The 26,107-nt window shown below is 65.0% G+C and carries 26 protein-coding genes; 7 read left to right on the plus strand and 19 right to left on the minus strand.

What is annotated here, in order from left to right:
• Positions 1–17: 17 nt before the first annotated feature.
• Both AABA86_RS03330 and AABA86_RS03335 read left to right on the plus strand, forming a co-directional pair.
• Positions 18–1,490 (plus strand): amidase, encoded by a 1,473-nt coding sequence (locus AABA86_RS03330; protein ID WP_338305717.1) that lies wholly within the window; start codon positions 18–20, stop codon positions 1,488–1,490.
• Between the two features lie 316 nt (positions 1,491–1,806).
• Positions 1,807–3,150: a hypothetical protein gene (locus tag AABA86_RS03335; protein WP_338305718.1), complete on the plus strand. Its 1,344-nt coding sequence runs from the start codon at positions 1,807–1,809 to the stop codon at positions 3,148–3,150.
• Positions 3,151–3,160: 10 nt separating this feature from the next.
• Here the strand turns inward: AABA86_RS03335 and AABA86_RS03340 are convergent, their stop codons facing one another.
• Genes AABA86_RS03340 through AABA86_RS03350 form a run of 3 tightly spaced genes read right to left on the minus strand, consistent with a single transcriptional unit; the run spans position 3,161 to position 6,275 of the window.
• Positions 3,161–4,249: a Zn-dependent alcohol dehydrogenase gene (locus AABA86_RS03340; protein WP_028140641.1), complete on the minus strand. Its 1,089-nt coding sequence runs from the start codon at positions 4,247–4,249 to the stop codon at positions 3,161–3,163.
• Between the two features lie 45 nt (positions 4,250–4,294).
• Positions 4,295–6,079, minus strand: a complete 1,785-nt coding sequence (locus AABA86_RS03345) for an acyl-CoA dehydrogenase family protein (RefSeq protein WP_212245782.1) — start codon at positions 6,077–6,079, stop codon at positions 4,295–4,297.
• Between the two features lie 43 nt (positions 6,080–6,122).
• Positions 6,123–6,275: a hypothetical protein gene (locus AABA86_RS03350; protein ID WP_212245784.1), complete on the minus strand. Its 153-nt coding sequence runs from the start codon at positions 6,273–6,275 to the stop codon at positions 6,123–6,125.
• Between the two features lie 35 nt (positions 6,276–6,310).
• Between AABA86_RS03350 and AABA86_RS03355 the strand changes: the two genes are divergently transcribed.
• Entirely contained in the window at positions 6,311–7,012 is a 702-nt protein-coding gene (locus tag AABA86_RS03355) for an SDR family oxidoreductase (protein WP_338305719.1), read from the plus strand.
• Between the two features lie 155 nt (positions 7,013–7,167).
• Positions 7,168–7,998, plus strand: a complete 831-nt coding sequence (locus tag AABA86_RS03360; protein ID WP_338305721.1) for an enoyl-CoA hydratase — start codon at positions 7,168–7,170, stop codon at positions 7,996–7,998.
• Between the two features lie 62 nt (positions 7,999–8,060).
• Here AABA86_RS03360 and AABA86_RS03365 read toward each other — a convergent pair whose 3' ends face one another.
• Complete coding sequence (locus AABA86_RS03365; RefSeq protein WP_338305722.1) at positions 8,061–8,684, minus strand: GNAT family N-acetyltransferase; 624 nt, start codon at positions 8,682–8,684, stop codon at positions 8,061–8,063.
• Between the two features lie 68 nt (positions 8,685–8,752).
• Positions 8,753–8,956, minus strand: a complete 204-nt coding sequence (locus AABA86_RS03370) for a DUF1127 domain-containing protein (RefSeq protein ID WP_028140646.1) — start codon at positions 8,954–8,956, stop codon at positions 8,753–8,755.
• 110 nt (positions 8,957–9,066) lie between these two features.
• Between AABA86_RS03370 and AABA86_RS03375 the strand changes: the two genes are divergently transcribed.
• Both AABA86_RS03375 and AABA86_RS03380 read left to right on the plus strand, forming a co-directional pair.
• Positions 9,067–9,966, plus strand: a complete 900-nt coding sequence (locus tag AABA86_RS03375) for a transcriptional regulator GcvA (protein ID WP_338305724.1) — start codon at positions 9,067–9,069, stop codon at positions 9,964–9,966.
• 142 nt (positions 9,967–10,108) lie between these two features.
• Complete coding sequence (locus AABA86_RS03380; RefSeq protein WP_338305725.1) at positions 10,109–11,434, plus strand: MFS transporter; 1,326 nt, start codon at positions 10,109–10,111, stop codon at positions 11,432–11,434.
• Positions 11,435–11,495: 61 nt separating this feature from the next.
• Here AABA86_RS03380 and AABA86_RS03385 read toward each other — a convergent pair whose 3' ends face one another.
• The 3 genes from AABA86_RS03385 to AABA86_RS03395 are packed head-to-tail and all read right to left on the minus strand — an operon-like array spanning position 11,496 to position 14,102.
• A complete protein-coding gene (locus tag AABA86_RS03385) occupies positions 11,496–11,909 on the minus strand; it encodes a Rieske (2Fe-2S) protein (protein ID WP_212245795.1) in 414 nt (137 codons plus the stop codon).
• Positions 11,909–13,018, minus strand: a complete 1,110-nt coding sequence (locus AABA86_RS03390; protein ID WP_212245797.1) for an amidohydrolase family protein — start codon at positions 13,016–13,018, stop codon at positions 11,909–11,911. Before AABA86_RS03390 ends, AABA86_RS03385 begins: the two co-directional genes overlap by 1 nt.
• A gap of 25 nt (positions 13,019–13,043) precedes the next feature.
• Positions 13,044–14,102, minus strand: a complete 1,059-nt coding sequence (locus tag AABA86_RS03395) for an amidohydrolase family protein (protein ID WP_338305727.1) — start codon at positions 14,100–14,102, stop codon at positions 13,044–13,046.
• Positions 14,103–14,246: 144 nt separating this feature from the next.
• Here AABA86_RS03395 and AABA86_RS03400 point away from each other — a divergent pair, with 144 nt between their 5' ends.
• Positions 14,247–14,729, plus strand: a complete 483-nt coding sequence (locus AABA86_RS03400) for a CinA family protein (RefSeq protein ID WP_338305728.1) — start codon at positions 14,247–14,249, stop codon at positions 14,727–14,729.
• 204 nt (positions 14,730–14,933) lie between these two features.
• On the opposite strand, the gene AABA86_RS03405 is transcribed toward AABA86_RS03400, so the two are convergent.
• The 11 genes from AABA86_RS03405 to AABA86_RS03455 form a co-directional block, all read right to left on the minus strand.
• Positions 14,934–15,209: a DUF1488 family protein gene (locus AABA86_RS03405; RefSeq protein WP_338305729.1), complete on the minus strand. Its 276-nt coding sequence runs from the start codon at positions 15,207–15,209 to the stop codon at positions 14,934–14,936.
• Positions 15,210–15,344: 135 nt separating this feature from the next.
• A complete protein-coding gene (locus AABA86_RS03410; protein WP_338305730.1) occupies positions 15,345–15,959 on the minus strand; it encodes a tetratricopeptide repeat protein in 615 nt (204 codons plus the stop codon).
• Positions 15,960–16,081: 122 nt separating this feature from the next.
• Positions 16,082–17,551, minus strand: coding sequence for an AMP nucleosidase (locus AABA86_RS03415; RefSeq protein WP_338305731.1), 1,470 nt, complete (start codon positions 17,549–17,551; stop codon positions 16,082–16,084).
• A 169-nt stretch (positions 17,552–17,720) separates the two neighbouring features.
• Positions 17,721–19,055, minus strand: coding sequence for an HlyD family type I secretion periplasmic adaptor subunit (locus AABA86_RS03420; protein WP_212245811.1), 1,335 nt, complete (start codon positions 19,053–19,055; stop codon positions 17,721–17,723).
• Complete coding sequence (locus AABA86_RS03425) at positions 19,052–20,800, minus strand: type I secretion system permease/ATPase (RefSeq protein ID WP_338305732.1); 1,749 nt, start codon at positions 20,798–20,800, stop codon at positions 19,052–19,054. The genes AABA86_RS03420 and AABA86_RS03425 overlap by 4 nt, the downstream gene beginning before the upstream one ends.
• 261 nt (positions 20,801–21,061) lie before the next feature.
• Positions 21,062–21,331 carry a GlsB/YeaQ/YmgE family stress response membrane protein gene (locus AABA86_RS03430; RefSeq protein ID WP_212245815.1) on the minus strand — a complete coding sequence of 90 codons (270 nt, stop codon included), beginning with the start codon at positions 21,329–21,331 and terminating at the stop codon, positions 21,062–21,064.
• 219 nt (positions 21,332–21,550) lie between these two features.
• Complete coding sequence (locus tag AABA86_RS03435) at positions 21,551–22,528, minus strand: ABC transporter ATP-binding protein (RefSeq protein WP_338305733.1); 978 nt, start codon at positions 22,526–22,528, stop codon at positions 21,551–21,553.
• Positions 22,525–23,940, minus strand: coding sequence for an amidase (locus tag AABA86_RS03440; protein ID WP_338305734.1), 1,416 nt, complete (start codon positions 23,938–23,940; stop codon positions 22,525–22,527). Before AABA86_RS03440 ends, AABA86_RS03435 begins: the two co-directional genes overlap by 4 nt.
• The gene (locus AABA86_RS03445) at positions 23,937–24,134 is read right to left on the minus strand and encodes a hypothetical protein (protein ID WP_038948830.1); all 198 of its coding nucleotides are present in this window, start codon (positions 24,132–24,134) and stop codon (positions 23,937–23,939) included. The genes AABA86_RS03440 and AABA86_RS03445 overlap by 4 nt, the downstream gene beginning before the upstream one ends.
• Entirely contained in the window at positions 24,131–25,192 is a 1,062-nt protein-coding gene (locus AABA86_RS03450) for an ABC transporter ATP-binding protein (RefSeq protein WP_338305735.1), read from the minus strand. Before AABA86_RS03450 ends, AABA86_RS03445 begins: the two co-directional genes overlap by 4 nt.
• A 2-nt stretch (positions 25,193–25,194) precedes the next feature.
• Positions 25,195–26,100, minus strand: coding sequence for an ABC transporter permease (locus tag AABA86_RS03455; protein ID WP_095426896.1), 906 nt, complete (start codon positions 26,098–26,100; stop codon positions 25,195–25,197).
• Positions 26,101–26,107 lie beyond the last annotated feature (7 nt).

Here is a 26,107-nt window from a genome sequence, read left to right on the forward strand (position 1 = left end):
AGAGCAGGAGAAGCGCCGTGGCCAGATCGGAATGGAGTTTCAAGAGCGCGGTCGAACTGTCGGCCGCACTGACCGCCAAGAAGGTCTCCGCGGTCGAGCTTACACAGGATGCCATCGACCGCGTCGAGCGTCACGACGGCAAGATCAACGCGATCTGCGTGCGGGATTTTGACCGCGCCCGCAGTGCGGCACGCGAGGCGGATGTGGCACTGGCGCGCGGCGAAAGAAAACCGCTGCTCGGAATTCCGGTGACGGTGAAAGAATCCTTCAACATCGCGGGCCTGCCCACAACCTGGGGCTGGACGCCGCAGAAGGATTTCAAGCCGACGGAGGACGCGCTGTCGATCTCCCGGGTGAAGAACGCCGGCGGCGTCATTCTCGGCAAGACCAACGTTCCCGTCGGCCTGGGGGACTGGCAGAGCTACAACGACATCTACGGCACGACGAACAATCCATACGATCTCGGCCGCACGCCCGGCGGCTCATCGGGCGGCTCGTCGGCAGCGCTTGCGGCCGGCTACGGACCGCTCTCGCTCGGATCCGACATCGGCGGCTCGCTGCGCGTGCCGGCATTCCATTGCGGCGTCTATGCGCACAAGCCGACCTACAATCTCTGTCCGACGCGCGGCCATACGCCGCCGCCATTTCCGGCGATTCCGATGGAACGCGATATGGCGGTGATCGGCCCGATGGCCCGGAGTGCAGCCGATCTGACGCTGCTGCTGGACGTGATGGCCGGTCCCGATCCACTCGACCTCGGCATCGGATACAAGCTGGCGCTGCCGGACGCACGCCACGACAGGCTGAAGGATTTCCGCCTGCTCGTGGTCGACAGCCATCCGTTGCTGCCTGCGAATTCCGACATTCGCGGCGCGATCGAGACGCTGGCCGGGCGATTGACGAGCGCCGGCGCGAGCGTCGCGCGCGAAAGCCCGCTGTTTCCGGACTTCAAGGAAGCCTCGCGCCTCTACATGCGCATGTTGATGGGCTTTCTCGGCGCGTTCTTTCCGCCGGATATTCTCGCCGGCGCACGTGCCGGCGCGGCGCAGCTCTCACCCGACGACAAGAGCCTCGCGGCCGAGCGGCTGCGCGGCATGACCTCCAGCCATCAGGCCTGGGTGTTCGACGAAGGCGCGCGCGCCGGGCTGCGCGCGCAGTGGCGGCACTTGTTCAGGACATTCGATGCGGTGATCTGCCCGATCATGCCGACCCCCGCCTATCCGCATGATCATTCGCCAGAGCAGGAGAAGCGCCGGATCAATATCGACGGCAAGGACCATGTCTATCCGGACCAGCTTGCCTGGCCCGGCATCGCCACGCTGACGGGCTTGCCGGCCACCGCCGTTCCGCTCGGTCTGTCGAAGGATGGCCTGCCGGTCGGCGTCCAGATCATCGGCCCTTTCCTCGAAGACCGCACGCCGCTCAGGCTCGCCGAGCTGATCGAGCGTGAGTTCGGCGGGTTCACACCGCCGAAGATGTTCGACGATTAGTGTTCACCGTCATTGCGAGGAGCCCTTGCGACGAAGCAATCCAGACTGCCACCGAGGAGACATTCCTGGATTGCTTACTGCCTATAAATCAATCGCTAACCAAACAATCTTTTCCCGAGCAATGGGCAAACCGCTGATCTGACATTTATCCAGCTGGCAATCGTTCGCCCGTAGACATTGCAAGTCGCGGGAGCCCCCTCAGAGAGGATGTCGCGAAGACGCGTTGCGAAGCCCGGAGTACTTTTGAGCCTGGCGAAGGCTACCGCTCAAATCCAGCAAGAGTGATGGCGTGATAAAAGACACAATCGAGATAGGCGTGCTCCACGACCCCTATCATCGCGTCAATCGAGACGAGACGCTGCCCGAGAGATGGCGCACTCCGATTGCCGTAGCGGTGGGGTGCGGGCTCATTGGCCTTGTGCTCCGTTACCTCGCGCGGGAACACGCGACCGCCGACGCCGCAGAGTACATCACCTGGTATACCTTCGCGCGAGATCACGGCATTGCCGGGCTGGCCAAGGCTTTCACCAACTACACGCCGTTCTACAGCTACCTCCTGCTGACCGCCGCCCGATTTGATTGGCTGGGCCAGCCACTCTCCCTCGTGAAGACGATCTCGGCAATATTCGAGTTCGGCTGCGCGATCGTTGTGGCCCGGATGGTCTGGCGCGTTACAGGCGTGCCGTTGCGCGCGTCCCTGGCCTTCTGCGCGGTGTGGCTTGCGCCGACGGTGCTCTTCAACGGCGCAATGTGGGGACAGGCCGATTCGATCTGGACCTTCTTCGCGCTGATCTCCGTGGCGATGTTCATGCGGGACCGAAACGGCGTCTTGCCATTCGCAGTGGCCTGCTCGGTGAAGGCCCAGGGCGTCTTCCTGGGGCCGTTCGTGCTGGGCATGATCCTGCGCCGCAAGATCCACGTGGCATGGCTTGCCGCTATTCCGGGAGCCTATGCGGTCCTCGCCATTCCGGTCCTCATCGCCGGCAGATCCCTGGTCTCCGTGCTCGGGGTCTATCTCGACCAGGCTCACACCTTTCATCACCTCACGATGAATGCAGCGAACCTCTGGGTGTTCGCTGGGGGAACCCCGTACGCGGTCGGGGTCGCCGCCGGCCTCGTGCTCGCGGCGGCGAGCGGGCTTGCGCTATCGATCTTCATCGCACAATCCAGGCGAACGGGGCCGGAGTTCATTCTGCTCGTTGCGTGTGTATCGCTCATTCTCATGCCGTACTTGCTCCCGAAGATGCACGAGCGCTATTTCTATGCGTTCGAACTTGCGTCCATCGCCCTGGCCTGCCTCAATCTGCGCTATCTGCCGTTCGCGGTGATCGCCCAGGTCGATGGCGTGTTATCCTACCTCGCATTCGAGAGCGGGATCGTCATGGGTCTGCTGCCGGCGGCGCTCTGCAACACCCTTCTCGTGTTCTACCTCGTGCTCGATCTCCGCCATGGCGAACGAGGATTCCGCTTTTCGAGGTTTGCCTGGCTTGGCTTCTCCGCGTCGACGGCGGGACTGTTCTCATATTTGCTGTTCGCGGGTGCGGGCTTCAACGCATCCCTCGCGTATATGCTCGTCGCGGGTCTTGCCACGGCCATGACGCTGCTGCTCGTAAGGGAGACGCGTTGCGTCTCGGCCGATGGTCCGGACGCATCGCGTTGACTTGAGTGTGCTAGCTGTCGAATACGATCACGCTGCGCAGCGTCTTACCGGCTTTCATGTTGGCAAAACCCTCGTTGATCTCGGACAGCTTCAGTTTCGCCGAGATCCAGTCCTCCAGATGCAGTCGTCCCCGCAGGTAGAAGTCGACCAGGCGCGGCATGTCGACGCGAAAATGGTTCGAGCCCATCGAGGAGCCCTGGATCCGGCGCTCGCGCAGGAAATCAAAACCGTGCAGCTCGATCTTCTGGCCGAACGGAATCATGCCGACGATGGTGGCGGTGCCGCCGGAGGCGAGCATGCCGAAGGCCTGCTCGGCGGTCTCCTTGCGGCCCAGCACCTCGAAGGAATGATGCACGCCGCCATTGGTGAGATCGCGCACCTGCTTCACGACGTCGCCGTCGGCGGGGTTGATGATGTCGGTCGCACCCAGCTTGGTGGCGAGCTGGAGTTTTGCCGGATTGGTGTCGATCGCGATGATGCGGCCGGCGCCTGCGATCTGCGCGCCGTTGATGGCGGCCATGCCGACGCCGCCGCAGCCGATCACCGCCACGGTCTCGCCGGCCGTCACCTTCGCCGTATTCACCACCGCACCATAGCCGGTGATGACGCCGCAGCCGATCAGCGCGGCGAGATCGAGCGGCATCTCTTTCCGGATTTTGACGATGGCGTTCTCGTGCACCAGCATCTGTTCTGCAAAGGACGACAGATTGAGGAACTGGTGCAGCTTCTCAGGCTTCGACCACTGCATCCGGTTCGAGGCGCCCGGCAGCAGCTTCACGGTAGTGTCGGTGCAGAGCACCGTGCGGCCCGTGGTGCAGTTGTCGCAGGTGCCGCAGAACACCGACAGGCACGTGACGACGTGGTCACCCGGCTTGACGTAAGTGACATCGGAGCCGACCTGCTCGACCACGCCGGCTGACTCGTGCCCGAGCACCGCGGGCAGCGGATGCGGGTAGAGCCCTTCCATGAAATGCAGGTCGGAGTGACAGAGCCCGGCGACCGTGGTGCGGATCAGGACTTCGCGCGGGCCCGGCTTCGGCAGGCTGACGTCCTCGATGACGAGCGGCTGGTTGACTTCATAGAGCACGGCGGCCTTCATCGAGCACTCCCTGTCGCGTTTCTTGGTTTGATCGTGGCGTGCAGCCTACGCTGCCAGAACCAGTTCGCCAACCACGCTCATGCCGGCTGAGCTGTCGCCGAGCAGCAGCGCGGCGATCCTGGCCTGCGTGGCATTTTCCGTGAGCCGGAACGGATCGCTCGGTGACACCCGATGGTCGATTACCAGCCGCGACAACAACAGCCGGCGCGCATCGCCGCGCATCTCGTGGATACGGTGCGCTTCCCAGGCGAGCGCGACCGCGCTGGCGACATGATAGAGCAGGCTGGTGGCGCGGCGCGCATCGGCCTCGTTCTCGGATGTCGCCGCAACCTCGCGCGCAAAGCCGACGGCACGATCGACGAAGCCGCGCAGATTGTCGCGCCAGGCCTGCGGCACGGAAGCGCTGTCGTCGAGCCGCGCATGCAGATCGGCCGCGAGCGCGGATTCCGCGCCATGGCGGCCGACTGCGCGCCTGAGCGCATCGATCGCGACGATATTGCCGGTGCCTTCCCAGACCGAACCGAGATGCGCATCGCGCAGCAGGCGCGGCGTCGCGAATTCCTCGATGTAGCCGATGCCGCCGCGCATCTCGAGCGCATCGCCGCAGACTTTTCGCGCATCGCGGGTGGCGCGGAATTTCAGGGTCGGCGTCAGGATCCGCAACAATGCCGCCGCATCCTGGCTGCCGGCCTCGGCGCGGTCGAGCGCGTCCGCAGTCAGGAAGCTCATCGACAGCGCCTGCTCGACCGGCAGCATGATCTTCAGCATCTGGCGCCGGCCGAGCGGCAGGTCGATGATGCGCTGGCCGAACACGACGCGGTTTGTCGCGACCGTCATCGCATCATGATAGGCGCGGCGCATCAGCGCGGTGGATTTGACGCCGTTGGAGAGCCGCGACGAATTCACCATCTCGGCCATCTGCACGAAGCCGCGGTCGAGCTTACCAACGGCATAGGCGATCGCGCCTTCGAGCTTGATCTCGCCCGAGGCCATCGAGCGCGTGCCGAGCTTGTCCTTCAGACGGACGATCCGGTAGTGGTTCTGCGCGCCGTCGTCGAGGAAGCGCGGCATCAAGAACAGGCCGACGCCGCGCGTGCCGGGGCCGGCGCCTTCGGGACGCGCCAGCAGCATCACGACCTCAGCGTCGGCATTCGAGCAGAACCATTTTTCGCCGGTGAGGCGCCAATGGTCGCCCTCCTGCACCGCGCGCGTGGTCAGCGTGCCGACGTCGGAGCCGCCCTCCTTCTCGGTCATGAACTGGCCGCCTTGCGTCAGCTTGCTCATGTCGGTCTGGGTCAGGCCGTCGAGATATTTCGCCTTCAGCGCCTCGCTGCCGAAATTCGCCAGCAGCTTTGCGCAACCGTCGGTGACGTTGATCGGGCAGCCCATGCCGAATTCGGTCTGGTTGAAAAGGAACGTGAAGGCGTGCTTGGCGACGACAGGATATTTGTCCGGCCAGCCCATGATGCCCTTGCGGATCGAGAGCGCATGGATGCCGAACTCGCCGAACGCTGCGTTCTCCAGTTCGCGATAGGCCGGGTGATATTCGATCGACTGCGCGTCGCGGCCGAACTTGTCGCGCTGGTGCAGCACCGGCGTATGACGGTCGGCGAGCCGCGCGCAGTCGTCGAGGCGGCCTCCGGCGAGTTCGCCGAGGCGATCGAGATGCGGCTCGATGTGACGAAACAGATTTTCCGGCAGATGGATACGCAGCAGGTCGGTCAGAGCGGGATCGGCGCGGTAGAAATTCATGCCTGTGGTGTCAGGCGCCAGCAGGCCGGACTGCTCGGCCGCGACATTCCTTGGCTGCGCTGGGGCCGGCTTATGCATGATCGTCCTCTTCGTTTCCGCCTTGCGGACATTCCGCGCCACTTTAGCGCTTGCCGCTTGGGATGATGTCGATCATGCTCCAGTCGCGGAGTGCGATAAAGCCGCAAATCGTCAGGGCGGCATGATCGCCGTGAAGGAGCAATTCGCTCTGCGGAATTGTGATCGCGCCGGCTGGTTGTTCACGCAGCCCATGCATAGATCAGGGGCTCCCTGCTTCCGAGAGACCACACCATGGAACATCCGAAATACAAGATCGCCCTTATCGTCGGCGCCGGCGAAGGCCTGAGCGCTTCGCTGGCGCGCTTGTTCGCTGCGCAAGGCATTCGCGTCGCGCTCGCCGCGCGCAAGATCGAGAAGCTGGGCGCGCTCTGTAGCGAGACCGGCGCCAAGGCCTATGCCTGCAACGCGACCGAACCCGACGAGGTCGAGCGGTTGTTTGGCCTGGTCGAGCGCGAGATCGGCACGCCCGACCTCGTCGTCTACAACGCCAGCGGCCGCACCCGCGGCCCGTTCGTCGACCTCGTCCCGGCCGACGTCGCGCAAGCCATCGCGGTCAGCGCCTATGGCGGCTTCCTGGTGGCGCAGCAGGCGGCCAAGCGCATGCTGCCGAACAAGCACGGCGCGATCCTGTTCACCGGCGCCTCCGCCAGCGTCAAGGGCTACGCGCAGTCGGCTTCCTTCGCGATGGGCAAGTTCGCGCTGCGCGGCCTCGCGCAGAGCCTGGCGCGCGAATTGTCGCCGCAAGGCATCCATGTCGCGCATTTCGTGATCGACGGCGGCATCCGCAGCGCGGCGCGGACGGAAGCCGAAGACAAGCCGGATTCGATGCTCGATCCCGACGCGATCGCCCAGAGCTATTGGAACGTGTTGCAACAGCCGCGCAGCGCCTGGAGCTGGGAGCTCGAGCTGCGGCCCTGGGTCGAGAAGTTCTAGGGCGAGGTGCCGTAGGGTAGGTCAGCCGAAGGCGTAACCCACCTCTTTATTCACCGCGTGTCTGAAAAGAGGTGGGTTACGCTGAGCGGTCTGCGCTAGGCGCAGTCCGCTCAGCTAACCCACCTACGAGAGCTAAACAAGAACAGGGAGGATCAATGACCACGGAAACCACCATCGACACCGGCACCGACGAACTCCTCTGCGTCATCCGCGACCGTGTCGCTGTCATCACGCTGAACCGACCGGACGCGCGCAATTCGCTGTCGGACGCGCTGACCCCGGCGCTACGCACGATGATCCGCAACTGCGGCGAGAACCCCGGCGTCGGCGCGCTGCTGATCACCGGCGCGGGCGAAGCGTTCTGCGCCGGCGGCAACGTCAAGGGCATGGGCACGCATCGCGACAAGGCAAAGCTCGAGATGCCGCTAGAAGATCGCATCGCCGATCTGCAGGAGCGGCAACGGCTGCTCACCGGCGCGCTGGTGTCGGTGCGCAAGCCGACCATCGCTGCGCTCCCCGGCCCCGCGGTCGGCGCCGGACTCGCCATCGCCATGGCCTGCGACATCCGCATCGCCGCGCAATCGGCCTTCGTCGCCACCGGCTATGCCCGCATCGCGCTGAGCGGTGATTACGGCATCGCCTGGCTGCTCACCCGTCTCGTCGGCACCGCGCGGGCGCGCGAGCTGATGTTCACCGGCGACCGGGTCGACGCCGTGCGGGCCGAAGCGATCGGCCTCGTCAACCGCGTCGTGCCCGATGACAAGCTGCAAGCCGAAGCCTTCGCGCTGGCCAAATCGCTCGCCGAAGGCCCGAGGCTGGCACTGCGCTACATGAAGGACAATCTCGACGAGGCCGTGCTGTTCGACTTCGAAACCGCGCGCGACCACGAGGCCGAACGGCTGGTGCGCCTCACCACGACCGCCGATCACAAGGAAGCGGTGCAGGCGTTCATCGAGAAGCGGAAAGCGGGATTCACGGGGAAGTAGGCTACGGAGCACAAAAAAAAGCGCCCGGCCCTGGTTCACCCAGAGCCGGGCTTGCAGTGGTGTCAAACCGAGGCTGAGGGGCTTTCGGCCTGACGGGAAAGCGCGGCGAGGCGCCAGCTTGCGCAGGGAATGTCTTTCGGCGCGACCGCGATCTCCTTGTCGAAGCGCACCAGCTTCCAGTCGTCAGGATGATTGACGAAGGCGAAACCGGATTTGCGCGCGAGCGAGACCATGGTCTCGTTGGAGCGCAGCGTGTCGCCGAACATGTGCTCGGCGCCGAGCGCAGCCGCGCGGCATTCGAGATTCTTCATCAACGCGGTGGCGATGCCGTGGCCCTGCCAGCGATCATGGACCGACAGGCCGAATTCGAGCGTCGCGGTTTCGGCGTGCAGCGCATAGCGCGCTTCGGCGACGATGGTCTCGAAGCCGTCGATCATCATGGTCGCGACCACGGTGAAACGTTCGCGCTCGCCGATCTGAAGGAAGTCGTGCAGCAGTCCGTTCGGCAGCTCGCTGATGGCGCCGAAGAAGCGGTTGTAGCGGGAGCGGGTCGAGAGCGAGCGGAAATAGTGCTGCAGCTCGTCGGTGTCGCGCGGCTCGACGAAACGGACGTTGAGCGCCGTGCCATCGCGGGTGTGCAGCGTGTCCGAATATTGCTTGAGGTCTTCGAGGCGGAGAGTGCTCATGATACGAGCCCTTCACAAAAGGGACCGCCGGCGCCCCCACAGTCAGGCGGCGCCGGCCTGGCGGCCAATCAGGCCCGCCAGAAGGGTTTGTCAGCCTCGTAGGCAATGTCGGTCCAGGACAGTCCGACGTCCTGAAGATCACGCGCGGTCCATTGGGTGAGCTCGCGCCTGTTGCGATAGCGCTCGTGCCAGACATGAAGGGTCTCGCCGATCTGCTGGATCAAGCCGGGCGCATGATGATTTGTCATCGAATTGTGGGTCAAGGTAGACATTTTAAGCTCCTGGAGCTAACCTGACGGCTAATATCGGCTTCCTGGTGCACTGCGACAAACGACAATTTGTACCTTTTCGCATGAAATAACGTCATGTATCCTGCTGCCAAATGACTGCCAGATTGCCGTCCCTGAACGGATTGCGGGCGTTCGAAGCCGCCGCGCGCCATCTCAGCTTCACGCTGGCGGCAAGCGAGCTGAACGTGACGCAGACCGCGATCAGCCATCAGATCCGCAGGCTCGAGGAGGAGCTCGGCATCCGCCTGTTCATCCGGCAGAACCGCGCGCTGGCGCTGACGCCGGAAGCGCGCGACTACCTGCCCGGCGTCCGCGCCGCCTTCAACGACCTCCGGCTTGCGACCGACCGGCTGCTGCGCAAGGACGACGACAAGGTGTTGACAGTCTCGACGCTGGCCTCGCTCGCCGCGAAATGGCTGCTGCCGCGCCTCGCCGATTTCCAGGAGCAGCATCCCGGCATCGATGTCCGCATCACCACCTCGACCAGCCTGGTCGATTTCCAGCGCGACAATGTCGATGCCGCGATCCGCTATGGCCGCGGCCAATGGCCGGGCCTGCGCGCCGACTGGCTGATGGCGGATGAGCTGTTTCCGGTGTGCAGTCCGTCGCTGCTGCGCGGCGACAAGCCGCTGCGCCGGCCCGAAGATCTGGGAAACCATCCGTTGCTGCACACCTCGAACGCCAACAGCGACGATTGGCGGCTATGGCTGACCGCGGCGGGCCTGCCGGCCGACATCGCAAGGCACCCCGGCATCACCTTCGACATGATCTTCATGACCATCCAGGCCGCGATCGACGGCATTGGCGTGGCGATGGGACGGACCTCCTACGTCCAGGACGACATCGCCAAGGGCCGCCTCGTGGTCCCCTTCAAGATCGCGCTGCCGGCCGACGCCGGCTTCTACCTGGTCGCCCCCGAGGGCCGCCGCGAAGCGCCGAAGCTGACCGCATTCCGCCAATGGATGCTCGCTGCGACGCAAAATAAAGCCTGAAAAATCATCAGCTTCCGCGGCAAAATCGATTGACTCGCAGCGCCCTGCGCGGGAAGGGATGAGACAGATTGTCACAGCATCAATCTGTCGCCTTGCCGTGAATGATTCCCGGTCCGGCCACGTCTCGAAGGGGAGCAACGCCATGGTTGGACCAGCAACAAATCCGCCTGAACTCAAATCGCGCATCGGCGCCATCCTGCGCGCCACGTCGGGCAATTTTCTCGAACAGTTCGACTTCTTCCTGTTCGGCTTCTATGCGGCCGCGATCGGCAAGGCGTTCTTCCCCTCCTCCAACGAGACCGCATCGCTGCTCAACACCTTCGGCGTGTTCTGGCTCGGCGCCTTGATGCGGCCGGTCGGCGCGATCGTGCTCGGCGCCTACATCGACCGCATCGGCCGCCGCCAGGGCCTGATCGTCACGCTCGCCATCATGGCCTTCGGCACCGTCGTCATCGCGTTCTGCCCGAGCTACGCGACCATCGGCATCGCCGCGCCCATCATCGTGCTGATCGGACGTTTGCTGCAGGGCTTCTCCGCCGGCGTCGAGCTCGGCGGCGTGTCGGTCTATCTCTCGGAGATCTCCACGCCGGGCAATCGCGGCTTCTACACCTCGTTCCAGTCATCGAGCCAGCAGGTCGCGATCTTCGTGGCCTCGATCCTCGGCTACATCCTCTCGGAGGTGATGCCGGCCGACACCGTCGCCGCCTGGGGCTGGCGCATTCCCTTCTTCGTCGGCTGCCTGATCATTCCCCTGATCTTCTTCCTGCGGCGGACGCTGGAGGAGACGCCGGCCTTCCTCGCCATGAAGAAGCATCCGACGGCCAGCGAGGTGTTCGCCTCCGCCCTCGCCAACTGGCGCATCGTCATCCTCGGCATGATGATCGCGATCCTGACCACGACCACGTTCTACTTCGTCACCGTCTACACGCCGACCTTCGGCAAGACCGTGCTGAAGCTGTCGACGCAGGAAGCGCTGCTGGTGACGCTGCTCGTCGCCGTGACCAACTTCTTCTGGAACCCGGTCGGCGGCGCATTGTCCGACCGCATCGGCCGCAAGCCTGTGCTGCTCACCATCGCCGGCCTGTCACTGGTGACGGCCTACCCTGCGCTGCACTGGCTGGTGGCGGCGCCGACCTTCGGCAAGCTGCTCGCGGTCGAGATGATGTTCTCGTTCTATTTCGGCGTCTACAGCGGCACCATGCTCGGCGCGCTGGTCGAGATCGTGCCGGCGCATGTGCGCACCACCTGCTTCTCGCTCGCCTTCGCGCTCGCCGCCGCCCTGTTCGGCACCTTCACGCCGTTCGCCTCGACCTTGCTGATCGAGCATACCGGCGACAATGCCTCGCCCGGCTTCTGGCTGATGCTCGCTGCACTGCTCGGAATCATCGCAGCCTCGACGGTGTATCGCGGCGGCGGCAAGGCCGTGCCGACTTATGATGCGGTGCCGGAGCCGGTTGCGGGGCATTGATGGCCGCTTCAATCGTCGCCGTCTCTTACCCTCCCCCTCCAGGGGAGGGTAAGAGCGGGACTTACAGCTCCACCACCACGTAATCGCTCTCGACGCTCACCGGAATCGTCTCGGCGACATACGGGCCCTTCACGACGCTCGCACCCGGCTCGACATGGGCGGGATAGGCCTTCACGCGGAAGCGGCGGGGATCGCAATAGGACTGGCCGGTGCGGATGTCGAACTCCCAGCCGTGCCAGGGGCAGCGGATGATCTCCCCGAGCCTGGTGTATTCGATCTCGCCGGGCTCCTTTGACTGCGCAAGACCGATCAGCGGGCCCTCGCACAGCGCCGCGCCCTGATGCGGGCAGCGGTTCATCAGGCCGAAATATTCGCCCTTGATGTTGAAGACCGCGATCGGCCGCCCGTCGATCTCCAGAAATTTTCGCGTCCCCGGCGGCAGTTCATCGACCGGCGCGATCACATGCCGCGCCATCAACCAATCCCGTACAGGGTGCGCGCATTGCCGAGATAGAACGCCTCGCGATTGGCCTCGCTGACACCCGCCGGCAGCACGCGCGACGGCTCGTCGTAATCCCAATGCGGATAGTCGGTCGCGAACAGCAAGCGGTCCCAGCCGATCCAGTTGATGACGTCGAACAGATCCTCGCGGCTTTCGGGGTCCTCCATCGGCTGCGTCGTCCACCACACCTGCTCGCGGATATATTCCGACGGCGGCCGCTTCACATGCGGCACTTCGCTCCGGAGTCGCTGCCAAACCTTGTCGAGCCGCCACGCCAGCGACGGCGCCCAGCCGAAGCCGGCCTCGATCATCACCATCTTCAGTTTCGGGAAGCGCTCGAACACGCCTTCCAAAACCAGGCTCGCCAGCGCCGATTGCTGGCATTGCGAGTGACCGACCATCTCCTCGATGTAATAGGACGGCCAGCCCGACGGCGTGATCGGATTGCCGCCGAAGCCGAAGGCGTGGACGCCGACGGGAAGGCCGGCTTCCTCCGCGGCCTGGTAGATCGGCCAGTAACGGCGCTGGCCGAGCGGCTCGACATTGCGGCTGAGCAGCAGCACCTGCACGAAATTCTTGTCGCCGGCGCGCTCGCGGATTTCAGCGGCGGCCGACAGCCCGTCCTCATTGCCGACGACGATGGACGCCTTCAGCCGCTTGTCCTTGCTGGTCCATTTGTCGATCTGCCAGTCGTTGATCGCCGAACACAAGGCGGCCGAGAGCTCGTGATTGCGGATGCCCTGCCCAGTGCCCAGCGGATTGAGCACGCCGAGCTGCACGTTGTTGGGATCGAGCAATTGCTTCTGCATGAAGGACAGCGAGGAGCCCTGCGGGCCGCCCTCGGGCGGATAGGCATCGCGGCGCGAAGCATTGGGCTGGGCCTTCGGATAGGGCGGGCCTTCCATCATGCCCTGATAGGCATGGACGCCGTAGACTTCGAGATGATGCTGCCAGCGTTTGGCGAGATAGGGATAAAGCTCGGTGCGGGTGGCGCGTGCCGGATGGATGTCGCAGTCCGCGATCGCGGTTTTGACGGTCAGTGGGGAAGCGGCTTCTTGGCTCTCGCGGAATTGGATATTCATCGCCTTGCCTCCTTTGGCAGCGGGCTCATTTCAGGCGGGGATAGGTCGCATGTGGATTTTCGATCATGATCTTGCGCACGAGATCGGGGGTGAGACCTTCGGGCAGCGCATCCTGGCCCTCGAACTGCCAGTGCGGATAGTCCGTGGAGAATAGGACCAATTCGTCGGACTGCATATGATCAAACAGGCGAATTAATGTCGCCTCATCCGGCGGCGCATCAAATGGCTGTAAGGAGAAGCGGATGTTGCTGCGCACAATATCCAGCGGCGCGCGGTCGACCCAAGGCGTCTCCATCCGCACTCCGCGCCAGAACTTGTGCAGGCGCCAGAGAAAGGGGGAAATCCAGGAGACGCCGGATTCCAGCATCACCATTTTCAGGCGCGGATATTTGGCGAACACGCCCTCGACGATCAGGCTCGTGAGCTGGGTCTGGAACGCCTGAGCCTGCCCGACATAATCCTCGATGTGGTAGGAACCCCATCCCACGGCGGTCGGCGGATTGTGATAGGCGGAACCCGCGTGGATGCCCACGGGTAGTTCCAGCCGTTCCGCGACTTCATAGATCGGCCACAGCGCGCGCTTGCCGAGCGGCGTGTCGCCCATCACCAGCATCAGCACCTGGACGAAACGCTTGTCCTGCGCGCAGCGCTCGATTTCGGCCACGGCCTTCTCGATGCTTTGCGTCGGGATCACGATCGAGCCGCGCAGCCGCTTGTCGCGATCGAGCCACTCCTTTACCAACCAGTCGTTCAGCGCGCGGCAGAATGCGGTCTGCAAATCTTCCGAAAACACCATCTGCACGCCGTAGAGCGGATTGCAGATGGCATGATCGAGTTGGAAAGCATCGAGCACATGGCGCTGCATGCCCTCCAGGCTTTCGCCGGGTTTGCCGCTGTCGGGGCGCCAGTCGGGCCGCGCCGTGATCGGCGAATTCTGCGGATAGGATTGCGAGACGAGGTCGACCATGCCGCGCGTCGTCACCTGATCGCGCCAATAGTCGCTCAGGTACGGCAGCAGGCTGGTCAGATGCGGCACGGCCGGATGCACATCGCAATCCACCCCGCCGGCGATCAGGGACGCCATGACGTCTCCCTTCTCACGTTTCCTCGCAAGTCTCTTCTTATACCCGCCATTCAAGCAGGACTGCCCGTCGCCCGCAACTCAGCCAAGCGTCCTGTCATATGCTAGGAAGGCTCAGCTCGGTTGCGAAGGGACAAGGGGTTAGGGATGAAAGAGCTCGTCGGCATTGCGGAACAGGTCGCAGCGAAGCTGATCGCGCGCAAACAGACCATCGCCGTGGCAGAATCCTCAACCGGCGGCCTGGTCTCGGCCAGCCTGCTCGCGGTGCCCGGCGCGTCCGCCTATTTCCTTGGCGGCGCGGTGGTCTACACCCGCGACGCCAGGCGCGTGCTGATGGATATTTCGGACGAAGGAATGAAAGACTTTCGCTCCTCGTCGGAGCCCTACGCGCAACTGCTGGCCGAGCAGATGCGAACGCGCTTCAACAGCGACTGGGGCCTGTCCGAGACCGGAGCAGCCGGCCCAACCGGCAACCGCTACGGCGACGCCGCCGGCCATAGCTGCATGGCGGTTGCGGGGCCTGTGTCAGAGGTGATGACGCTGGAGACCGGCAACAACGACCGGTTCGGCAACATGCAAATGTTTGCTGCGACGGCGCTGAAGCTGTTGTTGAGGAAGCTGGAGGGGTGAGAGTTCTGACGGTGGCAGCGGTCCCGCTTTCGATACCGTCATCCTGAGGTGCGAGACACGCGGCGCAACGCGCCACGTGACGAGCCTCGAAGGATGAACGGCCGAGATGCAGCCGGGCCGTCGCCCTTCGAGGCTCCCCTTGCTTCGCAAGGGGAGCACCTCAGGATGACGGTGAGAGATTTGTACTCGCCGCGCCGTTCAACGTCACCGCCCCAGATGCCGCATGAAGATCCGCACCACATAGCCCTGCACGCGCGGCGCCTCATCGTAAACGTCCGACGCGATCCGCTCGATGGTCTCACGCAACGACAGGAACTGCGCCTGCCGCGCGATGCTTTCGGTGCCCTGCATGCCCGCGAGTTCGTCCATCGCGGCGTCGCTGATCTGGCACTGCACGACCTCGTCGCCACTCAGCATGGTGAAGCGAAAGGCCAGCCGTTGGAGATCATGGCCAACGATCCTGTCGCGCGTCAGCGGCATCCAATTGTCCCGTTCGCGCCCCCGAACGGGACAATGCTGAAAATCTGACGGCTTGTCACTATCCGCGCCGCAGGACGTGGCGGTCATCCGACGCCCGTCAGTCGCGCGGCTCGACGAACCGGCTGCTCTCCAGCTTCAGTAGACGAGCGCCATGCCGGTCGGCCTGTCGAGCGCCTCGGCCAGCGACCGATACTCCTCACAGCTGGTACCGCAGATGGAGGCAATCCGGCTCAAATGATAGAGCGCCTGCTCGCGATTGCCCCGCTCGAGCTGCCACAGCCCGTAATATTGCCACGTCAGCACGTGGTTCGGATCTGCCTTCAAGGCGCGCTCATACCAGACCTGCGATTGCTCGTAGTCGCCGAGCTTGCGATAGGAGTAGCCGATGAGGTTGGCGACGTTCGGATGATCGTCATGGCCGAGCGACTTCAATTGCGCGATCGCGGCCGCATAGTCGTTGCGCTCGTAGATCGTGTCATAGGCCACGCGGTAGCCGGCCGCGAATGCGGGATCGCCGATGCTGGACTGATTGTTCAGCTTCTTACCCTTCTGGGTTGCCTTGGTTCCGGGGCGTTTCGGATAGGTCGGCTGCGGCTTCTGATCCGAATAGGCGCCGGCGTACGGATCCGTGGAGCTGGCGCCGCCCCCGCCTCCTCCACCCCCGCCTCCGCCCGCGGCAAATGCCGGCGAGCTCGACAGGGCTGCCGCGAATGTACCCAACGTGACGAGCTTGATCATCGTCGTGATCATGTCTGTCTCCTGTACTGTTTCAAGCGGCCCCGGACCAATTGTTAACCCTGCCTTGGCAACGATATTCCGGGGCGCTGCGCTTTACGGAGACGTCAGCGTTCGTACGGCAGTTCCGGTGTCCTTTACTGGAAGGCCACCTCGGCAAAGCTGCGGAGCTTTCGCGAATGCAGGCGCTCCGATTCCTGCTGCTTGAGCCGTTCCAGCGCTTTCAGGCCGATCTCGAGATGCTGGCCGACGCGGCGGCGGTAGAATTCGCTGGCCATGCCCGCGAGCTTGATCTCGCCGTGCAGCGGCTTGTCGGAGACGCACAGCAGCGTGCCGTAGGGCACGCGGAAGCGATAGCCGTTGGCGGCGATCGCGGCCGATTCCATGTCGAGCGCGACTGCGCGCGACTGCGACATACGCCGGATCACCTCAGGCCCGGAGATCTCCCAATTGCGGTTGTCGACGCTCGCGACGGTTCCGGTGCGCATCAGGCGCTTCAGCTCGAAACCTTCGAGCCCCGTGACGTCCTCGACCGCCTCCTCGAGCGCGACCTGCATCTCGGCCAGCGCAGGGATCGGCACCCACAGCGGCAGCTCGCGGTCGAGCACGTGGTCTTCGCGCACATAGCCGTGCGCGAGCACGTAATCGCCGAGGCGCTGCGTGTTGCGCAAGCCCGCGCAATGGCCGAGCATCAGCCAGGCATGCGGGCGCAGCACCGCGACATGGTCGGTGACGTTGCGTGCGTTGGAGGGACCGGTACCGATGTTGATCAGCGTGATGCCGCGATAGCCTGATGCGACCAGGTGGAAGGCCGGCATCTGCGGCATGCGCGCCGGCGCAACGCCGCTGATCGCGCCGCCGCTGCGCGTGATGACGTTGCCCGGCGCGACGAAGGCTTCAAGGCCAGCCTCACTCGACTGGAGCCGCTGCTGACAGAGCTGCGCGAAGGCGTCGACATAGAACTGGTAGTTGGTGAAAATGACAAAATTCTGGAAATGCTCGGGGTCGGTGCCGGTGTAGTGATAGAGCCGGCGCAGCGAGTAATCGACGCGGGCGGCGCGGAACAGCGACAGCGGCTCGGGCGCGCCCGGCTGAAGCTCGAAGGTGCCGTCGGCAATCGAATCGTCCATGGTGGCGAGATCGGGCACGTCGAACGCGTCGCGCAGCGATCGCGCGACAGAGGAGTTCTCGCTCGTCGTGATCGCAGCTTCGATGTTGATGTCGCGGCGATAGGCGAAGTGGATCGGGATCGGCTCGGCGGACTCACCGATCTCGACGGGGACGCCGTGATTCTGGATCAAGAGGCCGATCTGCTCGATAAGGTAGCTCCGGAACAGATCCGGACGCGTCACGCTGGTCTCATGCACGCCGGGCCCGGCGACAAAGCCGTAGGCGAGACGCGAATCCAGCCGCGCATGCGTCGCGGTGGTGACGCGGACGAAGGGATAATAGGCCCGCACCCGCGTCGTGATCGCTTCGCCGCCGACATAGGCCTCGAACCGGTCGCGCAGGAACTTGGTGTTGCGCTCGTAGATCTCTTCGAGGCGGGCAACGGCGAGGGAAGCGTCGGAGAAGGATTCGGTGGCGATGGAGGGTGGGGATTGCATGGTTCGACCGCCGGGTTGATGGGCTTGAGTCGAACTATAGCAAAGAAGGCGGTGCCGTAGGGTGGGCAAAGCGGAGCGTGCCCACCAATATGCTCGTCGTGTGAAAGATGGTGGGCACGGCGCGTCGCGCCTTTGCCCACCCTCCGAGATCATGACGCGCTTTCGCCCGTCACTTCTCCCGGAACGCCCGCATCAGCTGGTCGTGCAGCGGCTTCATCAGATAGGACAGCATGGTGCGGTCGCCGGTCTGGACGAAGGCTTCCACGGGCATGCCGGGGATCATCTTGACGTCGCCGAGACGGGCGATCTCTGCGGCCGGCATCGAGACGCGGATGGTGTAGTAGCTCTGGCCGGTGCGCTGATCGGTGGTGACGTCGGGCGAGACGCGGCTGACGAGGCCGTTGAGCTCCGGCGTGGTGCGCTGATTGAAGGCAGAGAGGCGCAGCAGCGTCTTCTGGCCGATCTGCAGCTTGTCGATGTCGACCGGATTGACCTTGGCCTCGACCTGGAGATCGTCGGCCTGCGGCACGATCAGCATGAGAGCGTCGCCGGCGGTGATGACGCCGCCGACCGTGTGCACCGTGGATTGCAGCACCATGCCGTCCTGCGGCGCGCGGATGTCGATACGGCGAAGCTGGTCTTCGGCGGCGACCTTGCGCTCGATCAGCTCGCCGATCTTGTCGTTGGTCTCGCGCAGATCCTTGGAGACCTCGCTCACCACGTCCTTGTCGACCTGGATGATCTGGAGCTCCGTCTCGGTGATCTTGCCCTTGGCCTGGGCGCGCGAAGCGATGTATTGCGCGCGTTCGCCGTTGAGACGGGCCGAGTCGCGTTCGAGCTGGGTCAGCCGCGAGATCTGCACCAGACGCTTGTCGTAGAGCTCGCGCACGCCGGTGAGCTCGTTCTGCACCAGCGCGATCTCCTGATCCTTGGCCTTCTCCTGAGCGCTGAGGCCCGAGATCTCCTCGTTGAGCTGCGTGATGCGCTCGCGAAGCTGGGCCTTCTGTCCGGTCCGGCCGTTGACGCGGACGTCGAACAGCTTGGTTTCGGCGGAGAGCAGCAGCTTGACGTCGGGATCGCTGGCGCGCTCGAGCAGGGCTTGCGGAAATTCGAGCCTGTCGACCCCGCGCTGCTCGGCCTGCAGGCGCGCCGCACGCGCCTGCGCGGCGTCGAGATTCTTGGTCACGATGGCGAGGTTGGCCTTGGTGACGGTGTCGTCGAGCCGCACCACGATGTCGCCGGCCTTGACCAGGTCGCCGTCGCGGGCGCGCACCTCGCCGACCACGCCGCCGGTCGGATGCTGCACCTTCTTGACGTTGGATTCGACCACGATCTGGCCCGGCGCGATCAGCGCGCCCGAGATCAGCACGGTCGAGGCCCAGCCGCCGAGACCGACGACCAGGACCAGCACGATCACGAGGCCGAGGATCAAGTGAAACTTGATGGATTCGCGTACGGTCTTGTTCGCGGCAGGCTTCGGGCCGCCGATGGCCATCGTGCTCATGGCTTGGCCACTCCGCCTTCGCTGACGATCTTGATCGGGGCCGGCGGGGTCACGCGCGGCTGCAGAACCTGGGCAAGCACCTGCTCCTTGGGGCCGAACGCCTGCATGCGGCCGTCGCGCAGCACCAGGACCTGGTCGACCGCCTCGACGCCGATCGGGCGGTGCGCCACCACGACGACGATCGCGCCGCGCTCGCGGGCGGAGCGGATGGCGCGGGTCAGCGCCTCGTCGCCTTCGGTGTCGAGATTGGAGTTTGGCTCGTCGAGCACGATCAGGAAGGGGTTGCCATAGAGTGCGCGCGCCAGCGCCACACGCTGCGCCTGGCCTGCGGAAAGCGCTGTGCCCTGCTCGCCGACCTGGGTGTTGTAGCCCTCGCGCATCTTGATGATCATCTCGTGCACGCCGGCTTCTTTCGCAGCCGCGATGATGCCTTCGGAGGTCGCCTCGGGATCGAACCGGCTGATGTTTTGGGCAATGGTGCCGCCGAACAATTCGACGTCCTGCGGCAGATAGCCGATGTGCCGGCCAAGCATGTCGGACGACCATTGGTCGAGCGCCGCGCCGTCGAGACGCACCTTGCCGCGCACCGGCTGCCAGACCCCGACCAGCGCGCGGATCAGCGACGACTTGCCGGAACCGCTCGGGCCGATCACGCCGAGGCCGTTGCCCGCGGCGAGCGCGAAGGTGATGTCCTGCACGATGAGGCGCTGGTCGCCCGGGGGCACCATGGCGACGCCTTCGACCGAGAGCCGGCTCGTGGGCGCCTGCAACTGGGTCGGCATCGCCTGCGCGGGCATCTGCTCCAGGAGGCGCGTGAGGCGGTGCCAGCTCTGGCGTGCCGCGACGAAGGATTTCCAGTGCGCAATGGCGAGATCGACCGGCGCGAGCGCGCGGGCAGAGAGGATCGAGCCGGCGATGATGATGCCGGCGGTCGCCTCCTGGTGGATGACGAGATAGGCGCCGACCGCGAGCACGGCCGATTGCAGCATCATGCGCAGCACCTTTGCGATCGCACCGAGACCGCCGGCGACGTCGCTCGCACGCTGATTGCCGACAAGATATTTTTCGTTGGTCTCGCTCCAGCGCTGGTTCATCCGGCCGGCCATGCCCATCGCCACCATGACTTCGGCGTTGCGGCGGCTGGCCTGGGCGAGATCGTTGCGCTGGGCGGCAAGTCCCATCGCCTCGCGCGCCGGCTGGCGGGACATGAACTCGGTGACCAGCGTCAGCCCGACCAGGACGATGGCACCGATCAGCGCGGTGACGCCAATCATGACGTGGAAGGCGAAGCAGATGGCGAGATAGAGCGGCAGCCAGGGCAGGTCGAAGAACGCGCTCGGGCCCATGCCGCCGAGGAAGGAGCGGACGTTGTCGAGATCACGCAGCGGCTGGAGGCCTTCGTTGCGGCTGCCGACCAGGAGCGGCAGGCGCACGATGGTGTCGAACACGCGCTTGTTGAGGGCTTCATCGAGCGCGGTGCCGATCCGCCCCAGGATCCGGTTGCGGATCATGTCGAGCACGCCCTGCGCCATGTAGAGGAAGCTGGCAAGGATGATCAGGCCGACCAGGGTCGGGACGCTGCGGCTCGGCAGCACCCGGTCGTAGACCTCCAGCATGAAGATCGACCCGGTCAGATAGAGCAGGTTGATCATGCAGCTCATGAAGCCGACGCCGACGAACGCCGTGCGACAAGCGCGCAAGGCGTCACCGAGCTCTGAACGGCGGACGCCAGGACCGGCTGCCATCAGTCTGATCTCTTTCAGGTGGGGGCCAAGGCCCCTGATTTCACGGGCAATTCAGGGTACTCGCCCCGGATTAACATCATGTTCGCCCTGCGTCCAACGCAGCCGGGCTCATCCAAAACCCTGATGGGTCACATCTACCCCTGATGGCCCCGCACGCAAGTCCGGTATTTCACAGTCTTTGCGGCTTTTTGGTGCAGTGGCCGCCGCCCCTCCCCGGTCCTGGAGAGGCGGCTAGTTCCGATCGATCGAACCGGGCGGCTGCTAGAACCGGCCGCCACCCCGCACCAGCCGCACCACCAGCAGCAGGATGACCGCGCCGATGGCGGAATAGACGATCTCGGACACCAGCCCGGTGCCGATGCGAATGCCGAGCTTCGGAAACAGGAAGCTCGCCACCAGCGCGCCGGCGATGCCGACCACGATGTCGCCGATGATCCCGAACCCCGTTCCGCGCACCACCTTGCCGGCGAGCCAGCCGGCCACCAGGCCGACGAACAGGATGACGAGCAGGCCTTCGTTGGAAATGTGCATAAGTCTGGTCCCTCTCCATGAACGGCCGCATGGAACGGGAACCGGGATGAATGGGGTCTGAATGCTAGTCGCTTCAGCCGGCTCCGACAAAAAGTCGAAAACAACCCCATGCAAAGTAGAACGGCTTTGGCCTGCAGTCCCCGGTGAACTGTGACAACTCGGTGTTGCCGTGGAGGAATTTCAAAGGAAGGAGCGAGCGGCGGCAGCGCCGTTCGAATATTATGACAGCGCCGCCGTCTGCTCCGCCAGCACACATCGCGCCGCCCGGCCCGGCCCGACCGCCACATTGGCAGGCAATTGCTCCAGGCAACGCAGCTGCGCCACGGCGCAGCGCGGGGCGAAGGAGCAATTGTGGGGTTTTTCGGCCAGCGAGGGCGGTGTGCCGGGGATGGTTTCGAGGCGGGCGCCACGCTTGGCGCCGTGAATAGTCGAGGCGAGCAGGCCCTTGGCGTAGGGATGCACCGGGCTGCGGACGATGTCGCGAAGCGTGCCCTGCTCCACGATCTGGCCGGCATACATCACCGCGACACGGTCGCAGATCTCGATGGCGACGCCGATGTCATGGGTGACGAAGATGACGGACATGCCGAACTCGCGCTGCAGCTCGCGCAGCAGCAGCAGGATCTGGATCTGCACGGTGGCATCGAGCGCGGTGGTCGGCTCGTCCGCCAGCAGGATTTTTGGCCGGCAAGCCAGCGCCAGCGCGATCATGGCGCGCTGGCGCATGCCGCCGGACATCTCGTGCGGATAGGCGTCGAGCCGGCGTTTTGCGGAGGGAATGCGCACGACCTCGAGCATTTCGAGTGCGCGTGCCCTGCCCTCTGCGTAGCTCTTGCCTTCATGGCGCACGACGCTCTCGGCGATCTGCGCGCCGATGGTATAGACCGGATCCAGCGCCAATGCCGGCTCCTGGAAGATCATCGACACGGTCTGGCCGCGGAAGGACGACAGCTCCTCGTCGTTCATGGCGAGCACGTCGCGGCCCATGACGTTGACGGTGCCCGAAATCTGCGTGCGCTTCTTCGGCAGCAGCCGCATCAGCGCACGCAGGGTCACGCTCTTGCCCGAACCGGACTCGCCGAGCAGGCCCAGCACCTCACTGTTGCCCAGCGAAAGACTGAGATCGTTCACGGCATAGACCGTGCGCTCCCCAGTGAAGCGGATGTTGAGGCCTGAAATCTCGACGAGCTTTGTCATGACGGCAGTTTCGGCAGTCGATCGTGATAATCGGTGACGCGCTGGAACGCGGCGCCGATGGTGAGCAGGGTCGCCTCGTCGAAGGAGCGGCCGATCAGCTGCATGCCGACCGGCAGGCCGCTTTTCGTGAAGCCCGAGGGCACGGTGAGCGACGGCAGGCCGAGGAAGTTCACCGGGCGGGTGAACAGCGTCAGCCGCTGCACCATGGCCGGCGCGTTCGGCCCGCCGCCGACATCGCTCTCCTCGATCGTCGGCGCCGGCACCGGCGAGGCCGGCGCGATCACGGCATCGACGCCCGATGTCGCCGCGTTGTGCGCGGCTAGCGCCGGGCCGCGCCAGCGCATCGCCTCGAGATAGGTGATGGCGGGAACGGCGAGACCGTTCTGCAGCCGCATCAAGACCTGCGGGCCATAGTCCTGCGGACGCTCGATCATCCAGCGCTTGTGGAAGGCGGCAGCTTCGGCGGCGAGCACGAGCTGGCTCGCCGAGGACAATTGCCGCTGGTCCGGCAGCTCGACCGTGACGATGTCGGCGCCCTCGCGCTTGAGCACGGCGATGGTCTCGTCCAGCACGCGCGCGACCTCGCTGTCGAGATCGTCCACGTAGAAAGATGCGGGCACGCCGATCTTCAGGCCCTTCAGCGAGCCCTTGGTGGCGCCGACATAGTCCGACAGCGGCTCGTGGCTGCAGGTCGAATCCGCAGGGTCCGCCCCAGCCATCAGCGCCAACAGCAGCGCGCAATCTTCGGCAGTGCGGGCAAGCGGGCCGACGGTGTCGAGCGACTGCGACAGCGGCATTGCACCGGCGCGGCTGACCCGGCTCCAGGTGGTCTTGAGGCCCGTGACGCCGCAGAAATGCGCGGGCATCCGGATGGAGCCGCCGGTGTCCGAGCCCAGCGCCCCATAGGTCAGCCGCGCCGCGACCGCCGAGCCGGAGCCCGACGAGGAGCCGCCGGTGATGTGGGCGATGTTCCAGGGATTGCGCACCGGGCCGTAATGGGCGTTGTGCCCGGTCGGGCCATAGGCGAATTCGGCCAGATGCAGCGTGCCGAGCCTGATCTGGCCGGCGTCCTTGAGCCGCTGCAACGCCGTGGAGGTCACGGTCGGCACGAAATCGCGACGGATCAGCGAACCGCAGGTCGCGACGTGGCCTGCGTCGTAATACATGTCCTTGTGCGCGAGCGGCACGCCGTGCAGCGGACCACGGACATTGCCCTTGGCCAGCTCGGCATCAGCGACCTCGGCCGCCTTCAGTGCAGCCTCCGCCTCGACCGACATGAAGGCGTTGAGATGCGGCTGCCACTGCGCGATGCGGTGCAGCAGCGCGCGCGTCACCTCATGCGAGGACACCTGCTTCATCGCGATCGCGCGCGCGATCTCGGTGAGCGTCATCAATGCAGGCTCAGTGCTCATTTCGACACCTTCTGCGTCTGCACGGTCGGATAGAGCGCGGGCTCGAGGTCGAACGGCAGCGTGCCGGCGATGGCCGCGAAGCCTTCGAAGGCAGGTCCGATGGAATTGGAGATGCGCGTCGCGATCTCGTCATCGACGGGGACGCCGGCAACTAGCGCGATCGGCTTGATCTCTTTCGGTGTCGGTCTCGTCATGCGGTCTTCTCCCTGGGCGCGCGGCTGTGGCCTGAACCCGGTATCGCCATGTAGCACGCGGCCTCGTGGCCCATATTATCCAGCGCAGTGAGCTTTGGTGTCGCATTTGCGCAGAGCGGCTCCGCAAACGGGCAACGGGTGTGGAAGCGGCAGCCCGGGGGCGGATCGATCGGATTGGGCGGATCGCCTGTGATCGGCGGCTGCTCGGTACGCCTGTCGGGGTCGGACGACGGCATCGCCGCCAGGAGTGCGCGCGTATAGGGATGCGCAGGGTTATCCCAGACCTGGTCGACCGGGCCGAGCTCGACGACCTCGCCGAGATACATCACCAGCACGCGGTCCGAGATGTAACGGACGACGTTGAGGTCATGGCTGATGAAGAGATAGGTCAGCCCGAACTCGCGCTTGAGGTCGGCGAGCAGGTTGAGCACCTGCGCCTCGACGGATTTGTCGAGCGCGGAGACGGCTTCATCCAAAATCACCAGCCGCGGAGACAGAGCCAGCGCGCGCGCGATGTTGACGCGCTGGCGCTGGCCGCCCGAGATCTCGTGCGGATAGCGGTTGGCGAAGTTTTCGGGGCGTAAGCCGACCTTGCCGAGCAGCTCGCGCGCCAGGGTGCGCGCCGCGCCATCGGCCATGCCGTGCACCTTCGGGCCAAAGGCGATCGATTCCTCGATCGTCAGGCGCGGATTGAGCGAGGCATAGGAGTCCTGGAACACCATCTGCATGCCGCGGCGTAGCTCGCGCAGCGACAGCGCCTGGCCGACCGTCATGCCGTCATAGATGATGTCGCCGGTATCGCGCGGCATCAGGTGCATCAGCAGGCGCGCGGTGGTGGACTTGCCGCAGCCGGACTCGCCGACGATGCCGACGGTCTCGCCCTTGGCGACGGCAAAGGAGACGTTGTCGACGGCGCGCACGGTGCGCTTCGCGGCAAACAGCCCGCCGCGAACAGGGAAATGTTTGGTGAGGCCGTTGACCTGAAGCAACGGCTGCGCGACGCCGCCGACGTCCTCGACCGGCTCGAGCATTTCGACGGATGTGTTGCTCTCGCTCATGGCTAGTTCCTGATGTCCATGGCGCTGCGCAGGCCGTCCGAAAGCAGGTTGAAGCAGATCGAGACCGCGAAGATCATCGCGCCCGGCAACGCTGCGACCCAGGGATTGACGTAGATCGCGGTGCGCAAGGTGTTGAGCATCAGCCCCCATTCCGGCTCCGGCGGCTTGGTGCCGAGGCCGAGGAAGGAGAGACCGGCAGCCAGGATCATCGAGACCGAAATCAGGCTCGTCGCATAGACGAAGATCGCGCCGAGTACATTGCCGAGGATGTGCACGCGCATGATGGTGAAGGGCCCCGCGCCGGAGGCGCGCGCGGCCTCAACGAAGTCCATGTTGCGCACGCCGGTGGTGACGCTTTCGGCGACGCGGGTGATCTGCGGCACGAACACGACCGTCAACGACACGATAGAGTTGAGGATGCCGGCGCCCAGCGCGCCGGAGATCGCGATCGCCAGCAGCACGGAGGGAAAGGCGTAGAATACGTCGATCGTGCGCATGATCGCGGTGTTGAGCTTGCCGCCGACATAGCCGGCGACGAGGCCAAGCGAAGTCCCGATGCAGAAGGCGAGGATCACGGGCAGAATGCCGATGACCAGCGACAGCCGCCCGCCATAGATCAGCCGCGCCAGCATGTCGCGGCCGAGCTCGTCGGTGCCGAGCGGGTAGCCAACGGTGCCGATGTGGCGCAGGCGGCGGATCATGGAGCCCTTGTAGGGATCCTCAAGGCCGAGCCACGGCGCAAGGATCGCGGACAGGAAGATCAGCAACAGCACCAGCGCGCAGGCCATGCTGACCTTGTCGCGCCGGATGCGGCGGCCGACGGTCGCCCAATAGCCGCGCGCCTTGGTGGCGGGTGCGGCCTGCAGCGCGGCATCGGCGGTGGCGGCGGACAACGGAAGCTCGCTCATCGCCGCA

The sequence above is a fragment of the Bradyrhizobium sp. TM233 genome (assembly GCF_036247965.1).
In the GTDB taxonomy this organism is placed as follows: Bacteria; Pseudomonadota; Alphaproteobacteria; order Rhizobiales; family Xanthobacteraceae; genus Bradyrhizobium; species Bradyrhizobium ottawaense.